This window comes from Marivita sp. S0852, from assembly GCF_046591575.1.
Lineage (GTDB): Bacteria > Pseudomonadota > Alphaproteobacteria > Rhodobacterales > Rhodobacteraceae > Marivita.
The window spans coordinates 284563-299896 of record NZ_JBIQWA010000001.1 but is presented as its reverse complement, the minus strand read 5'-3'; the positions used below and the strand labels follow the sequence as shown (position 1 = coordinate 299896).

General features: G+C 57.2%; 17 protein-coding genes and 1 pseudogene. 13 read left to right on the top strand and 5 right to left on the bottom strand.

From position 1 onward, the window contains the following. Positions 1 to 13: 13 nt before the first annotated feature. Positions 14 to 451: a YqaA family protein gene (locus ACG74X_RS01510; RefSeq protein WP_411232217.1), complete on the top strand. Its 438-nt coding sequence runs from the start codon at positions 14 to 16 to the stop codon at positions 449 to 451. Positions 452 to 534: 83 nt separating this feature from the next. On the opposite strand, the gene ACG74X_RS01505 is transcribed toward ACG74X_RS01510, so the two are convergent. Further along, a complete protein-coding gene (locus tag ACG74X_RS01505; RefSeq protein ID WP_411232215.1) occupies positions 535 to 1008 on the bottom strand; it encodes a c-type cytochrome in 474 nt (157 codons plus the stop codon). Between the two features lie 137 nt (positions 1009 to 1145). Here ACG74X_RS01505 and ispH point away from each other — a divergent pair, with 137 nt between their 5' ends. Continuing rightward, positions 1146 to 2096, top strand: a complete 951-nt coding sequence (gene ispH / locus ACG74X_RS01500; RefSeq protein ID WP_411232213.1) for a 4-hydroxy-3-methylbut-2-enyl diphosphate reductase — start codon at positions 1146 to 1148, stop codon at positions 2094 to 2096. Between the two features lie 42 nt (positions 2097 to 2138). On the opposite strand, the gene ACG74X_RS01495 is transcribed toward ispH, so the two are convergent. Beyond that, positions 2139 to 4277, bottom strand: coding sequence for a DEAD/DEAH box helicase (locus tag ACG74X_RS01495; protein WP_411232211.1), 2139 nt, complete (start codon positions 4275 to 4277; stop codon positions 2139 to 2141). 109 nt (positions 4278 to 4386) lie between these two features. On the opposite strand from ACG74X_RS01495, the pseudogene ACG74X_RS01490 reads away from it, so the two are divergent. The 4 genes and pseudogenes from ACG74X_RS01490 (at position 4387) to rnhA (ending at position 6536) form a co-directional block, all read left to right on the top strand. After that, a pseudogene (locus ACG74X_RS01490) lies at positions 4387 to 5002 on the top strand (LysE family translocator). Positions 5003 to 5042: 40 nt separating this feature from the next. After that, positions 5043 to 5495, top strand: a complete 453-nt coding sequence (locus ACG74X_RS01485) for a DUF3429 domain-containing protein (protein WP_411232209.1) — start codon at positions 5043 to 5045, stop codon at positions 5493 to 5495. After that, positions 5492 to 6082, top strand: coding sequence for a class I SAM-dependent DNA methyltransferase (locus ACG74X_RS01480; RefSeq protein WP_411232208.1), 591 nt, complete (start codon positions 5492 to 5494; stop codon positions 6080 to 6082). Before ACG74X_RS01485 ends, ACG74X_RS01480 begins: the two co-directional genes overlap by 4 nt. Next, positions 6075 to 6536, top strand: a complete 462-nt coding sequence (gene rnhA / locus ACG74X_RS01475; protein WP_411232207.1) for a ribonuclease HI — start codon at positions 6075 to 6077, stop codon at positions 6534 to 6536. Before ACG74X_RS01480 ends, rnhA begins: the two co-directional genes overlap by 8 nt. 45 nt (positions 6537 to 6581) lie before the next feature. Here the strand turns inward: rnhA and ACG74X_RS01470 are convergent, their stop codons facing one another. Beyond that, on the bottom strand, positions 6582 to 7760 hold the full coding sequence (locus ACG74X_RS01470; RefSeq protein WP_411232205.1) for a MalY/PatB family protein: 1179 nt from the start codon (positions 7758 to 7760) through the stop codon (positions 6582 to 6584). Positions 7761 to 7868: 108 nt separating this feature from the next. Here ACG74X_RS01470 and def (ACG74X_RS01465) point away from each other — a divergent pair, with 108 nt between their 5' ends. The 6 genes from def (ACG74X_RS01465) to ACG74X_RS01440 all read left to right on the top strand — a co-directional run bounded on the left by def (ACG74X_RS01465) (position 7869) and on the right by ACG74X_RS01440 (position 11463). After that, complete coding sequence (gene def, locus ACG74X_RS01465) at positions 7869 to 8387, top strand: peptide deformylase (RefSeq protein ID WP_411232203.1); 519 nt, start codon at positions 7869 to 7871, stop codon at positions 8385 to 8387. Positions 8388 to 8430: 43 nt separating this feature from the next. After that, positions 8431 to 8928: a peptide deformylase gene (def, locus tag ACG74X_RS01460; RefSeq protein ID WP_411232201.1), complete on the top strand. Its 498-nt coding sequence runs from the start codon at positions 8431 to 8433 to the stop codon at positions 8926 to 8928. A 3-nt stretch (positions 8929 to 8931) separates the two neighbouring features. Continuing rightward, entirely contained in the window at positions 8932 to 9843 is a 912-nt protein-coding gene (gene fmt, locus ACG74X_RS01455) for a methionyl-tRNA formyltransferase (protein WP_411232200.1), read from the top strand. Positions 9844 to 9849: 6 nt separating this feature from the next. Beyond that, the gene (locus tag ACG74X_RS01450) at positions 9850 to 10110 is read left to right on the top strand and encodes a hypothetical protein (RefSeq protein ID WP_411232198.1); all 261 of its coding nucleotides are present in this window, start codon (positions 9850 to 9852) and stop codon (positions 10108 to 10110) included. Positions 10111 to 10112: 2 nt separating this feature from the next. Then, a complete protein-coding gene (locus ACG74X_RS01445) occupies positions 10113 to 10346 on the top strand; it encodes a GlsB/YeaQ/YmgE family stress response membrane protein (protein WP_411232197.1) in 234 nt (77 codons plus the stop codon). 127 nt (positions 10347 to 10473) lie between these two features. Then, positions 10474 to 11463: a glutathione S-transferase family protein gene (locus ACG74X_RS01440; protein WP_411232196.1), complete on the top strand. Its 990-nt coding sequence runs from the start codon at positions 10474 to 10476 to the stop codon at positions 11461 to 11463. Positions 11464 to 11481: 18 nt separating this feature from the next. Here the strand turns inward: ACG74X_RS01440 and ACG74X_RS01435 are convergent, their stop codons facing one another. Continuing rightward, positions 11482 to 11844 (bottom strand): hypothetical protein, encoded by a 363-nt coding sequence (locus ACG74X_RS01435; RefSeq protein WP_411232195.1) that lies wholly within the window; start codon positions 11842 to 11844, stop codon positions 11482 to 11484. Positions 11845 to 12036: 192 nt separating this feature from the next. On the opposite strand from ACG74X_RS01435, the gene ACG74X_RS01430 reads away from it, so the two are divergent. After that, positions 12037 to 13206, top strand: coding sequence for a lytic murein transglycosylase (locus tag ACG74X_RS01430; protein WP_411232194.1), 1170 nt, complete (start codon positions 12037 to 12039; stop codon positions 13204 to 13206). Positions 13207 to 13354: 148 nt separating this feature from the next. Here the strand turns inward: ACG74X_RS01430 and mdoH are convergent, their stop codons facing one another. Then, on the bottom strand, positions 13355 to 15256 hold the full coding sequence (gene mdoH, locus ACG74X_RS01425; RefSeq protein ID WP_411232871.1) for a glucans biosynthesis glucosyltransferase MdoH: 1902 nt from the start codon (positions 15254 to 15256) through the stop codon (positions 13355 to 13357). Positions 15257 to 15334: the final 78 nt, after the last annotated feature.

Genomic DNA, 15334 nt, shown 5'->3' with positions numbered 1-15334 from the left:
CGCCGAACGATCCATGTGGAATGACATTCTCGCGTTAAGCGGGCTTTTCATTGCGGCGTTCGGCGCGGCAACAATTCTGCCGTTCCAATCCGAAATCGTGTTTATCGCCCTTCAGGTGAAAGGCGAAATTCCGATCGCGTGGATCATAATCGTGGCGAGTATCGGCAATATTCTTGGCTCCGGGCTGAACTTTGCGCTTGGTCTTTACATTGAACGGTTCCGGGGCCGTAGATGGTTTCCCGTCACGCAAGCGCAACTGGATCGCGCGCGCGACTGGTATCTGAAATACGGGGTTTGGAGCCTTTTGGTCAGCTGGATGCCGCTGGGTGATGCGTTAACCATCGTGGCCGGTGTAATGCGCACAAACGTGTGGTTGTTCTTTTTGCTGGTCACCATCGCCAAAACCGTGCGCTACATGGCGGTTGCGTGGTTAACCGCACAGGCGTTTTAATCGGATTGCAGGCGGCGCGCGCGATGCGCCGCCATCCAGGCAAGGTGCTGGCCCAACGGTTCTCCATTCTGCCAACAGCGTATTTAACCGTTCCCGGCAGACCTCGCATTGATTTCGTTGTGTATATCGCGCACCTCGTCCGGCCATGTGCTTTTGATATAGGCCAGAACATTCAGGATCTCGTCCGCGGTCAAAATGTCACCGTAGCCTTCCATCCGCGATTTGTATGTGCCGCCAACGATGGCTTCTGTGCCGTGGGTCACGATCTGGATCAATAGGGCGTCATCATGGTGCCATGTATGCCCTGTCGGGTCATGAGGAGGGGCGGGAAGATACCCGTCGGCATCCGGGGTTTTCCAGTTCGGCTCGCCCTCAAGGTTGGCACCGTGGCAACTCGCGCAATAATCCTGGTACACCACGGCACCGGCTGCAACGCGCGCCGTGTCGGTATAAGGAAGACCCGATTCCTGGCCATTGGCACCAGATCCCAAAAAGAGCGCCAGCCCCCCGGCGACAGCAAGACATGTTGCGCTGCCGATCAATATTGCGTTTCGCATTTCTGAATGTCCTTCGTTTTTGCCCGATGAACGCGGTTCCTGCGCTGGAAGGTCAAGTCACGTGATCGTGCACAGTGGAACGCACTGGATTCTGGGACACAGACGTTTTACCTCTAGGTTCAACACCGGAGACCGCCATGACAAAGCAACCTCTTACTGTCTACCTTGCTGCTCCGCGCGGTTTCTGCGCCGGGGTCGACCGTGCGATCAAGATCGTTGAGATGGCCTTGGATAAATGGGGTGCGCCCGTTTATGTGCGCCACGAGATTGTTCACAATAAATTCGTGGTCGATGGTCTGCGTGACAAGGGCGCAGTTTTTGTTGAAGAGCTTGATCAATGCCCTGATGACCGCCCGGTGATTTTCTCGGCGCATGGCGTGCCCAAAGCGGTGCCCGCAGCAGCGGCCAAGCGCAAAATGATCTATGTGGATGCCACCTGCCCACTGGTCAGCAAGGTGCATATCGAAGCGGCGCGGCACCACGACAACGGCTTGCAGATGGTCATGATCGGCCATGAAGGTCATCCCGAAACCGTTGGGACCATGGGCCAATTGCCGGACGGCGAAGTGCTTTTGGTCGAAACCGTTGAGGATGTTGCGACGGTTGAAGTCCGCGACCCCGAAAAGCTGGCCTTTGTCACGCAAACAACGCTGTCGGTGGATGACACCATCGACATCGTCGCGGCCCTGAAGACGCGGTTTCCGAACATTGTCGGCCCACACAAGGAAGACATTTGCTACGCGACCACAAATCGTCAGGAAGCGGTCAAGGCGATGGCCCCGAAATGCGATGCGATGCTGGTTGTGGGGGCACCCAATTCATCCAATTCCAAACGGTTGGTCGAAGTGGGCAGCAAGGCAGGGTGTTCCTATTCGCAGCTTGTTCAACGGGCTGCTGATATCGACTGGCGGGCGTTGGACGGGATTTCGTCCATCGGCATCACCGCAGGGGCCAGCGCGCCCGAAGAGCTGATCAACGAGGTGATTGACGCGTTCCGGGACAAGTTCGACGTGACGATGGAGGTGGTCGAGACCGCTGTCGAGAACGTCGAATTCAAAGTGCCCCGCGTGCTGCGCCAAACAGCCTGATGATCTGTGTGTCGGAAGCGTGCAAAACGTACACCCGACCTGTTATCGCTTCCCGCCTGGTTTCCCGCCAAACTTGCCGCCCGGTTTCCCTGACGATTTGCCTTTGAACTTGCCACCGGGTTTCGATGCCCCGGCCCGCGGCTTGCGCATGCTTTGTGATGGGTCGGTCGCAGCCGCGCGGCGCGCGATGTTCTTCTTGCTGTCAGGTTTGCCTTCGGGCGGGGGCGGGCCTTTGGGCTTGCCGCCTTTGCCTTTGTAAGTCGTGACAGACCCGTCGCGGTCTCTGCGGGGCGGGCGCTCTCCGCCGGGTTTACTCTCATACGGTTTGCGATCGCGCGTTGGGGCACCTGACTTCCCGCCGGGTTTCCCCGTCGGTTTGCGGTCCGCCGGTTTCGGCTTTCTGACCCGGGGCGCGGGTGCATCGTTCCAGTCAATCGGCGCGGCATCGTTCGCCTTGGCTTTGGTCGGGGTGTCCGTGGAGACGGGTGCGGATTGGTCTGGCCGTTTGTCTTCAGAACGCGGTGCGCGTTCTGGCTTTGGGCCATCGCGGTGTGGCTTCCGATCCGACTTTGGCCCCCGGTTGCCACCGGGGCGCGGACCACCGCGCTCGAACTCCGGCGCTTTGTCGAGCTTGGTCAGGTTGACGCCTTTTTCCAACTCCATGCCCGGACCAACGGCGTTCAGGAACCGCGCGACAGAAGATTCCTTGATCTGCACCAGTGAATGATCCTGCTGAATGCGGATCGCGCCAATGTCGTCCTTGTCCAGATCCCCGGCTCCACACACCATGGGCAGAATGCGGCGTGGTTCCGCATCGGCGGCGCGGCCGCCTGACACGGCAAACCAGACGCTTGCGCCAAACTCTTCGCGCTTGGCAGGTTTGGCCTTGGGATCGGACAATTCTTCCGGGGCCGTATGTTGTTCGCGGAACATCCGAACATAGGCAGCGGCCAACTGTTCCGGGGTCTTCTCAGCGACCAGACGCGCAACGACGCTAGCCTCGGAAGCACTGACCGGTGTGTTCCAGTCGGGATCGGCAAACATTCGATCTTCGTCGCGGGCAAGGACTTCGTCCGCTGACGGGGCTGGGCCCCATTCGGATTTGAGCTTGGCCATGCCCAGAATACGCTCAGCTTTCTTGCGCACCTTGGGTGTGACGATCAGAGCCGAAACGCCTTTGCGCCCGGCGCGACCCGTTCGGCCAGAGCGGTGCAGCAGGGTTTCGTGGTTCGACGGCAGTTCGGCATGAACCACCAAATCAAGATTGGGAAGGTCGATTCCCCGTGCCGCCACATCCGTTGCCACACAGACCTGCGCACGCCCGTCGCGCATCGCTTGCAGCGCGTGGGTGCGCTCAGACTGGGACAATTCCCCCGACAACGCCACCACTTGAAACCCGCGGTTCGACAGACGTGTCGTCAGGCGGTTCACCATCGCGCGGGTGTTGGCAAAAACGATGGCGTTGGGCGCTTCGTAATAGCGCAGCGTGTTGATCACGGCGTTGTCGGTATCGCGATCCGCAACCTGCATCGCGCGGTAGGTGATATCGGCGTGCTGGCTGGTTTCGGATTTAGTGACCACGCGCACGGCATCGCGCTGATAGCTTTTGGCAAGATTGACGATCATCTTGGGCACGGTGGCCGAAAACAGCAGGGTCTGGCGATCTTCGGGCGCTTCGCCAAGGATAAACTCAAGGTCTTCGCGGAAGCCAAGATCCAGCATCTCGTCCGCTTCGTCCAGCACCACCGCGCGGCAGTGCGACAGGTCGATCGACCCCCGCATGATATGGTCGCGCAGACGACCCGGCGTGGCGACGACGATATGCGCGCCACGGGCCAACGCCCGACGTTCATCGCGCATGTCCATGCCGCCCACAGTCGATGCCATCACGACACCGGCCTGAGCGTAAAGCCAGGCCAATTCACGCTTTACCTGTAGCGCCAGTTCCCGCGTGGGCGCGATGATCAGCGCCAAAGGCGCATCCGCCGCGCCGAACGCCTCTGCGTCGCCCAGAATCGTGGGCGCAATGGCAAGACCAAACCCAAGCGTCTTGCCCGACCCGGTTTGTGCCGAGACAAGCAAATCCTTGCCGTCCAGTTCAGGCGCAAGAACAGCGTCTTGCACGGGTGTCAGTTTGTCATATCCACGCGCATCAAGCGCGGCTTGCAGGGCAGTTTTCACGGGGGAGGTCTTTCATCGAACGAAAAGGCGGCAGCGCCAAAGGGGGTCGTCTAGATCATTCGAGGTGAAATGTATAGCGTCACGGCATCGCACCCGGAAAGGACCTGATATGCTCTCCCTGCAATTCCTGCTGACAGCGTTTGTTGTCGTCATCGCGCCCGGTACAGGTGTGATTTACACTTTGGCCATTGGGCTGGGCCAGGAGCGCTGGCCCGCGATCTGGGCCGCCCTGGGGTGCACTTTTGGGATTGTGCCGCATCTTCTCGCGGCGACGCTTGGTCTTGCGGCTTTGCTGCATACCTCTGCTCTTTTGTTCAACATCGTAAAGTTCGCGGGCGTGGCGTACCTTCTTTATCTTGCGTGGCAAGCGTTGAAATCGGGTGGTGCATTGGCGGTTTCGGCTGACAAGACCGCCGAACGTGGCCTGCGTATTGCGCGACGCGGCGCACTGATCAATATCCTTCAATCCGAAACTGTCGATCTTTTTTCTTGCCCTGTTGCCGCCCTTCCTAAGCGGCAATCCTGCGACGGCGACATTTGAAATGGCGCTGTTGGGTGCGGTCTTTATGGCGCTGACCTTTGTGGTTTTCGTATTTTACGGTGTGTTTGCCGCTGCGGCGCGGACATGGTTGTTGGGAAGTGAGCGCGTGATGCTTTGGCTTAATCGGTCATTCGCGGGGATCTTTGCAGCGCTTGCTGGTCGCTTGGCGTTGGAACGTGCATGATCTATCTGGCGCAACGAGCCGCATCTTATCGGAGCCAGCCATGACCTCTATTCCTCGTTCTGCCCTAAGCCTTGGCCTTGCTGGTGTCATCCCGTTTGTCTGGGGTGCTTTTACGTTGTTGTCTGATCCTCTTGCGCAATGGGGGTTGGACACACTTGGCCCGCGTTTCATCGGACCATATGTTCAATTGTCCTATGGGATGGTGATCCTAAGCTTCATGTCCGGTGTGTTGTGGGGATTTTCCACCAAAGCGCAGGGCGGGCAGGCTGCAACGGGATATGCGCTTTCGGTGATCCCGGCGCTGTGGGCATTTTTCATGACTGGCGGTGGCCCGGTGTCGGCTGGCACCAACCTGATTTTCGGATTTCTGGGGCTTTTGGTTTTGGATTACGCATTCTGGCACTGGGGTCTTGCGCCGAAATGGTGGATGCAGCTGCGCGTTTTGCTGACGTCGCTTGTGGTGATTTCCCTGAGCGTTGGTGTGTTCTGGTGACGGATCGCCAGACCATTGACGTCTATAATGCCCGCGCCGAGGAATACGGCCAATTGGATGCCTCTGACAGCCCAAGTGACAGTCTTGTAGCATTTATGGAGGGGTTACCCGAACGCGGGCATGTGCTGGATCTTGGATGTGGTCCGGGCACATCCTGTCGCCACATGGTGCGCGCCGGGCTGATTGTCGATGCGATGGACGCGTCACCCGAAATGACAGCGCTGACCGCGCGCATTGAGGGCGTTGCGGCGTGGACCGCTAGTTTTGACGATCTCGATGCCGTGCAGCGGTATGACGGGATATGGGCGAATTTCAGTCTGTTGCATGCGCCTCGGGCGGACATGCCCCGGCATCTTGCCGCGATACACACGGCGTTAAAGCCGAATGGCCGTTTTCATATCGCCGTCAAAGAAGGCACTGGGGAAGCACGGGATCGGTTGGGGCGACGCTATGCGTATTACACCGTGTCCGAGATGACCGCCCTGCTGCATATTCACGGGTTTAGAACCGGTGATGTGCGCCAGGGGCGTGATCGCGGGCTTGACGGCAGCATGGCGGCGTGGTTCTCCATCCTCTCTTATGCCTGACTTATTCGCCTACACTGACGGAGCATGTTCCGGAAATCCCGGCCCTGGTGGCTGGGGTGTTCTGCTGCAAGCCAAAGACGGCGACACCGTCGTTAAAGAACGCAGCTTGTCTGGCGGTGAAGCAAACACCACCAATAACCGCATGGAATTGCTCGCTGCGATCATGGCGCTGGAAACGCTGGAACGCCCCTCAACCCTGACCATCATCACTGACAGTGCCTATGTCAAAAACGGTGTGACCGGGTGGATTCATGGCTGGAAACGCAATGGTTGGAAAACTGCCAACAAAAAGCCGGTCAAAAATGTCGAGCTGTGGCAGCGGCTGGACGAGGCGCAGGCGCGCCATGATGTGACATGGGAATGGGTCAAAGGTCATGCGGGGCATCCCGAAAATGAACGCGCTGATGAATTGGCGCGCGAGGGAATGAAGCCGTTCAAACCCTCCACGAAATAATGGCCGCCCCCATTCCGGACGGCCGTTTTGCGCCGTTGGTCTGATCTACTGCAAGTCAGAAAACGCGTCCTGCAATCGGCGGACAGCTTCCTCTACCCGTTGTTTTTGCGTTGCAAGGTTAAAGCGCATGAAGGTTTCGCCGCCGGGCCCGAATTCCGGTCCGGGGCTGGGTGCGATGCGGGCGTCTTGCCGGATGCGTCGACTGACCTCTTCAAACGTCATGCCGGTGCCCGAGAAATCAACCCAAGCCAGATAGGTGGATGCCAACGGCATCGAATACACTCCGGGAATTGCGCTTACACCGGCGTCAAAGGTCGTTTTGTTCTCAGCCAAATGTGCGATCTGGGCGTCGACCCATGCTGCCCCTTCGGGGGTGTATGCCGCCGTGACCATCTTCAGGCCCAACGCGTTCGGGGAATAATCCAACGATTGCAGGCGTTTTTCCATCGCGCTGCGCAGGGTGGGGTCCGGGATGATCATATTGCCGGTTTTTTGACCCGCAATGTTGAACGTTTTTGACGACGCGGTCAGAATGATCGCCCGGTCGCGGGATTCAGGTGAGGCCACGTCGAAGGGAACAAAGCTGTTGCCGGGATAGATGAAGTCATTGTGAATTTCATCTGAAATCAAAATCAGATCGTTGCGGGCTGCAAAATCTGCAACCGCGCGCAATTCGTCAGCCGACCAAATGCGGCCAGACGGGTTTTGCGGCGAGCAAAAGATCAGCATCTTTTCCGACCCATCCAGCATGTGTTGTGCCGCGTCGAGATCAAGACTGTACCGGTCGCCGTCCCGCACCAAAGGGCATTGCACCGGCGCACGACCGGCTCTGCGGATCTTGTGTTCGAATTCGTGGTAGACGGGATTGAACGTGACCACACGGTCGCCGGGATTGGTCCAGACGTCGATGCACAATGCAATTGCGTTCCCCAGACCTTGAGACGTCAAAATCCAATCGGTGTCGATGGTCCAGCCATGGCGTTCCTTCATCCACCAGTGGATTGCTGCATTGTAATCGGAATAATCGGTGAAATAGCCGAATACGCCGTGATCAATTTCGTCTTGCAGCGCTTTCAGAACGCAAGGTGCGGTTGGATAGTCGCTGTCTGCGGTCCACATGGAAAGACCATCTTCCATTGGCACATCGAATTTGCTTTCAAGAAGATCCCATTTGGCACTGTGTCGTCCACGTCGGTCGGTGGGCTGATTGAAAAGATCATGCATTGGAAGCTCCGAAAACAGGTCTGGTTTTCGCATGACGCTAGCGATCTGTTCGGCGGGCGCAAGGCCCTGTCTATTGCTCTTGAGGACAGGATTGCCTAGATCAATCACATGAAATTACCGATTGTTCTGCATCCAGACCCGCGTCTCAAGAAATCCTGTGCATCCGTGCCGGATATCAATGATCAATTGCGCGAATTGGCGGATAACATGCTAGAGACGATGTATGACGCCCCCGGCATCGGCTTGGCGGCGCCGCAGGTCGGTGTGCTGTCGCGTCTGATCGTTATGGATTGCGAAACGGGCGAAGACGCAACACCCAATCCAATGGTAATGTTCAACCCTGAGATCATTTCCGTATCAGACGATCTGAACGTGTACGAAGAGGGCTGTCTGTCCCTGCCGGATCAATTCGCCGATGTGACCCGCCCCGAAGCGGTGAAAGTCTCTTGGCTGGATCGTGACGGAAACCCACGGGAGGCGGAATTTGACGGCTTATGGGCGACCTGCCTGCAGCACGAGATTGACCATCTTAACGGGACATTGTTCATTGATCACCTCAAGCCGCTCAAACGGCAGATGATCACGCGCAAAATGGTGAAAATGAAGCGCGAATTGGCGCGCGCATGAGTGGCGTACCGGTTTTGACGGTCGATGTCTGTAGGGCGCAGTCATGACGGTGCGACCCTGTGTGCCATGGCCCAACAAGTGCCTGCGCACTGCGGCTCTGCTGGTTGATACGATCACCGATGATGTGCGCACGATCTGGCATGATATGATCGACACGATGGAAGCAATGCCCGGCGTGGGGTTGGCGGCCAATCAGATCGGGGTTTTGCAGCGGCTTGCCGTTGTCGACGCATCCGAGGAGCGAGGGCGCGCGATCAAGATGGCCAACCCAGAGATCCTGCACGCTTCTGTCCAGTTGCACGCACATGAAGAGGCAAGCCCCAATCTTCCGGGTGTGTTCGCCAAGATAGAGCGCCCCCGCGCTGTCACGGTGCGATTTCTGGGTGACGATTCTCAGATCCACGAGCAAGATTTCGTCGGGCTTTGGGCAACCTCGGTTCAACATCAGATCGATCATTTGAACGGCAAGATGTATTTTGACCATCTGAGCAAGACAAAACGCGATATGCTTCTGCGGCGCGCGAAAAAGCTGAAAGGCTGATCCATGCGTATCATTTTTATGGGCACTCCGGACTTTTCGGTTCCTGTGCTGGATGCGCTGGTCGAGGCCGGGCACGACATTGCCGCAGTCTATTGTCAGCCACCAAGACCGGCGGGTCGGGGCAAAAAAGAACGTCTAACACCTGTTCATACCCGCGCGGTCGCGCTGGGCCTTGAGGTCCGTCATCCTGCGTCTTTGCGCAGCAAGGAAGCCGTGTCCGCGTTTGCGGCTTTGGATGCCGATGTTGCGGTGGTTGTGGCCTATGGTCTGATCCTGCCACAGGCTATTCTTGATGCGCCGACGTATGGGTGCCTGAATATCCACGCATCTTTGCTGCCCAGATGGCGGGGGGCCGCCCCGATCCATCGGGCCATCCTGGCCGGAGATGCTGAGACCGGCATCTGCATCATGCAGATGGATGCAGGGCTGGATACGGGGCCTGTTCTGTTGAGGGACACAACGCCTATCAGGGCGATGGACACAACAGGCAGCTTGCACGACCGCCTAAGCACCATGGGTGCGCGGCTGATCGTGGAGGCGATCCAGCAGCTGGACAGTTTAGAGCCGCAGGCGCAACCGGAGGACGGGATCACATATGCCGACAAGATCGACAAGGCCGAGGCCCGGATTGACTGGTCCCGCGATGCGATTGACATTGATCGCCAAATCCGCGGGCTGTCGCCTTTTCCCGGAGCGTGGACAACTTTGAACGGAGAGCGGGTCAAGCTCTTGCAAAGCCGTTTGTCCGACGCACAGGGTGATGCCGGGACGGCTCTTGATGATCACTTCACCATTGCTTGCGGAACAGGTGCCGTTACCATCACGCGGGCACAGCGCGCGGGCAAAGCGGCTCAGGATGCGGAAACCTTCCTGAGAGGTATTGCGATCCCGGCGGGAACACGGTTCGGAGGCTAAAGCGCTATGTTCATGGTTTTGATGGGCACTGTTATCATTGCGGGCATCGTGGGTTACGTCTCCGAGCGAAGCGGCTTTACCAATAATGGCATCCTGCAAAGTATCATAATATGCATCGGCGGCGCGTTTCTTGCGTATTTTGTCCGGATCATGTTTGGGATCGGCTTTAATTCGCCCGGCATGAATGCCATCGCGTCCTCGCTGGGCGCGTTGATTATCGTTCCTACCCACTGGCGCGGCACGGTGCGAAACCGTCGACGGAGATAGCGATGTCGATCCTGCTTTTATTGGTTGTGGGCGCGGCTGCCGGGTTTTTGGCGACGCGTGTGATGCGGGTGGAAATGGGAACTCTTGCAACGGTCATGGTTGGTGTCGCCGGGGCATTGATCGGGGCGATGGTCATCCGGCTCTTGCTGGCAGCGACCGGAGCCGTGGCCGGCCTCGTAGGGGCGGTGCTTGGTGCGATGATCGTGATTTGGGTGGTCCAAAAGCTTCGATCTTGACCTGAGAGCGCATGCGATGGCGGCAAAGGTTCTGTGCGAAAATATGTAATTATATGCGCGATCGCGGATGTTTTGTGCAAATGTGCTATACGCTAACTTGTCCGGGATAACTTTTTGGAGTGACACAATGGGACTTCTGATAGACGGACACTGGCGCGATCAATGGTATGACACCGAAAAAACCGGGGGCGCGTTCAAGCGCGAAGAGGCACAATTCCGCAACTGGATCACTGCCGATGGCAGTGCGGGACCAAGCGGGAGCAGCGGGTTCGAGGCGCAAAGCGGGCGTTATCATCTTTATGTCAGCCTGGCCTGCCCCTGGGCACATCGCGCGCTAATCTTCCGCGCTTTGAAAGGACTGACAGAGCATATTTCGGTGTCAGTGGTACATCCTGACATGCTGGGCGAGGGGTGGACCTTTGCGGATGATTATCCGGCTGCCACCGGTGACACCCTGTATAATCTGCCATTCGCGCGCGATATTTACCTCAAGGCGAAGCCTACTATGACCGGCCGGGTCACCGTGCCGATCTTGTGGGACAAAGAGCGGGAGACGATTGTGTCGAACGAAAGCTCTGAGATCATTCGGATGTTCAATTCAGCGTTCAACGGCCTTACCGGCAATACAGATGATTATTGGCCCGAGCCGATGCGCGATGCCATCGAAGAGGTGAATGCACGTATTTATGATACCGTGAACAATGGCGTGTATAAATCCGGCTTCGCGACCTCGCAAAAGGCGTATGACGCCGCCGTCGGCCCGCTTTTTGAAAGCTTGGATTGGTTGGAGGATCGTCTGTCGACCAACAGATACCTGATGGGGGATCGGATCACCGAAGCGGATTGGCGACTGTTTACAACGCTTGTGCGATTTGATCCGGTCTATCATTTGCACTTCAAGTGTAACCGCAAGCGGATCGTCGATTACCCTAATCTTTGGGCGTATACGCGCGAACTGTATCAATGGCCGGGCGTGGCAGACACGGTGAACTTTGACCATATCGTGCGCCACTATCACTACAGTCACCAAAGCATAAATCCGTATCGCATCATTCCGATCAACCCGGATCTGGATTTTGATGCGCCTCATCGGCGAGCAGCGTTGAACGCGGCCTAAAAGGCTGTAGCGGGTCGCTTAGACGGTTTGGGCATAATGTTCGACCATGGCAGCCAGATCTTCGGGTTCGGTTGCCGTGGGCACAAAGGCGCACGCATTCGAACACAGCTGAAAGATTGACCCATCCGAAAAGAAACTGCTGTTGGTCACAAAAATGACCTTGGCATTCGGATGACGGTAGCTGGCATAATCCGCCACGGCAAGCGCGCTGCCGTCATTCAGAACGACATCCAGAATGATGATCGGGTAAAACTGCTCGGACAGGCGCGCGATGGCACCATCCTGGTCGACAGCAATTTCCGCAGCATGGCCATGCCGCTGCAAGTGACGTTGCCACAGGTGCCCGAGGGACGGTTTGGTTTGGACAATCAATACATTCATGAACGTTTTACAGTTTTCCAATGGCGTCGCGTATCTGACCCAGACTCGTCCCTGATATCATAATAAAAGGTTAACGTTTCGGTAAGCTTTGCTTGCAGAGCGAAAAAATGAGCGGAACATAGCCGATTTGGGTGGTTGTTTGGCTCAACACCCTGATAGGTTGTTAAAAATTCAGTTTTAGAAGGGAATAATATGCGCAAATTTCTGTGCTCACTGATGATTTGCGCGGGCTTGGCCAGCCCGGTCTGGGCGAAATGTGGCGGTTCATTTGACTCGTTTGTTAACGAATTGATGCGTGACGCACAGACACGCGGGTTTTCCGAACAACAGGCCGAGGCGTTCTTTCAAGGTGTTCGGTCAGACCAAGCCGTATTGAAAGCGGACCGTCGACAAGGCGTGTTCCAATTGCGGTTCACAGAGTTTGCGCGGCGGCTGATCAGTGCAAATCGCATTGAACGCGGGCGCGCCAATGCGGCGAAATGGGACAGCGTGTTTGAACAGATTGAACGCGATTATGGGATTTCGCGCGGAGTGTTGTTGGCCTTTTGGGCGTTCGAGACGGATTACGGGACGTTTCAGGGTGATTTCAATACCCGTGATGCGCTGGTGACGTTGGCGCATGATTGCCGCAGGCCCAACCTGTTCCGACCGCAGATTTTTGCTGCGATGCAATTGTTTGCCAATGGTGATTTTGATCCGCAAAGAACCACCGGAGCCTGGGCAGGCGAAATTGGAATGGTGCAGATGTTACCGGCGGATATCCTTGAAAACGGTGTCGATGGCGATGGTGATGGGCGTGTGACGCTAAAAACATCCGTACCTGACGCGCTTTTGTCGGGTGCGAAGATGTTGCAAAGTCTGGGGTGGCGCGCAGGAGAGCCGTGGTTGCAAGAGGTGACGTTGCCCGACACGCTTGACCTTGCGCTTACCGGGTTGCCGACGCAGCTTTCGGTGATGGAATGGCAAGCGCTTGGGGTTAAGGGGCGGACATCAACGCTTTGGCAAGGTCTGACGGGGTCTGTCCTTTTGCCGGAAGGAAAAGACGGGCCCGCGTTTTTCGCATATCCGAATTTTCGCGTTTTCTTTGAATGGAACCAAAGCTTCACCTACGTTTTGACAGCCGCTTATTTCGCCAACCGTCTGAACGGCGCGCCGGTGTTTGACGCAGGATCGCCGCGGCCGGGGCTAAGTGGTGATGATATGAAACTCTTGCAGCAAAAGCTGACAGCGCGTGGATATGATGTTGGCAAAATTGACGGCATTTTAGGGGCTGGAACCCGCGCCGCGGTGCGATCGGTGCAAAAGGAAATGGGTCTGCCTGTCGATGCGTGGCCGACCGCCGGTTTGTTACAAAGGCTTTGAACTGACCCGGATGCCGGTTTTTGCCGAAGCTGTGTCTGCGGTATCGAATTGGCTGTGCCAATCCGACATATGCGAAGGGGCTTTGCCCTCTCGCGCTCCCCCAAGATATTTTTGAAACGAAGACAGGCGTTTCGGATCATGGGATGGATCACTCGGCAGCGATTGCCGAGGGCGCGTAGGTCGGTCGTGTCAACAGCTCTTCCATCCATGCTTTTTCTTTGCGCGCAGACAGGACAACGCGCGGTTCGCGAAGGGTTTGGGGTGTATCCAGGCGGAATGGCTTTGGGACGCGCGCGCTGATCCGCACAGCGCTGAGTTTGGAAAGAGGTGCCGCCAGGCTTAGGCTGATTGCGATTGGCAAAAGCCACAACGATACAGGTCCGATGGCGATGCCAAGGCACATGGCGGTTCCGCACATGGTTTCGATCCAGTGAAACCGCAGGATCTGTGGCCAGCTATAGGCTCTTGCCCCGCGATTTTGCGGAACCCATGTGCCGGATTTTCCGCCACAGGCATGGACCACCGCGATCGTTTGCTGAACCATCAGCACCGGGGCATACAAGACTGAGCAGAGAACCTCGAACAGGGCGCTGCCGATGAATGGCATCCATCCGCCATAGTCGTCTCGCGTGCGGCGGCGCAGGCCAAGGGCACAGGCGGCCATGAGTTTCGGCATCAAGAGCATTGTGTAGATCACCGCCAGGCAGACCAGGCCGTTGACAGGTTCAGACGATGGCCAGATCGGCTGTAAGGGATTGACCGCGCCGCGGGACGGGGCTGCGTCATTGGGGTAAGTACCAAGCAGCGCCCAAATCACGATCAGCGCAAACCAGGCTGGGGATAACAGGAAACCGACAGCCCCCTGCAGCATGTGAAATCGCGACACCGGATGAAAGCCGCGTGCGGTCAGCAAACGCAGGTGCTGCAAATTTCCCTGGCACCAACGACGATCTCGCAACGCATAATCTATCAATGTTTGCGGGGCTTCTTCGTAGCTACCTCCTGATCTGGGCAGGAAGCGAACGCTCCAGCCCGCGCGGCGCAACATGCCTGCTTCGACAAAATCGTGGCTTAGGATCAGGGTTTCGCCGCCACGCAAGCCGGGCAGATATGGTAGACGCGCGCTGTCCGCGAAGGCACGGGTGCGGATGATGGCGTTGTGACCCCAATAATTGCTTTCGCGCTGGGACCAAACGGCAAGACCTTCTGCCAAAAGCCACCCGTAGACCGCATTTGAAAACTGCTGCATGCGCCCGAAAAGGGTTTTTGCCCCGATCAGGGATGGAAAGCTTTGGATTAAGCCCGCGCGCGGATCTGCGGCAAGTTCATGCGCCAGCTGCCGGATCGCGGCTCCGCTCATCAGGCTGTCGGCGTCAAGAACCACCATCGCTTCATAGGCCGCCCCCCAGTTTTCAATCCAATCTGCCAGATTGCCAACCTTTTTGTCGGTGTTTTCTGGGCGCCGCCTGTAATACACCGAGATCCCGTCTGGGGCGTCGTTGCGCAGCGCGAAATAAGCTTGCAATTCCTGGTCGGCGATATCGGCGTCGCGCGTGTCGCTCAGGATGAAAAGTGTGAACTCATCTTTCTGCGGACCATGGCTAAGATCTTTGAGCATCGCCGAGGCATTGCCGAAAACCTCTGACGTCACCTCGTTATAGATCGGAACAAGCAGCGCGACTTTTTGGGCCGAGCCGCGCACAGGGCTGAGCTTTGTGCGGCATGGGTTGGTCACTCTTCGGATCAAACCCAAAGAAACAGTTGTGACCGACAGCGAGACCCAAACAAACGTGAGCGCAACTAGGCCAACCACACCTGCTTCAAGGCCGGATACGCCGCTGTTGCCCAGCCACACAGCAAGTGCGGTGCTGAAAAAAATGGTGATGAGCACAGCTGGCGCGAAAGCTGCCAAACGCCAAAGCAGATCCGCGCGCGATGCGGTTTCCGGTTTTGTCTGATGGGCAGGTGAGGTTGAGAAATCCTGCTTTGCCATTGGCAGTTTGGCCAATGGGGGCATGAATGCCATCGAATGTCGGGTCGCGCTGTCCATCATCGGAGCCATATCTCACTCGGGCCGTCTTTGTAGATATGATGAAGCGTACAAAATTCTATGAGCGGTTCCTTGCCG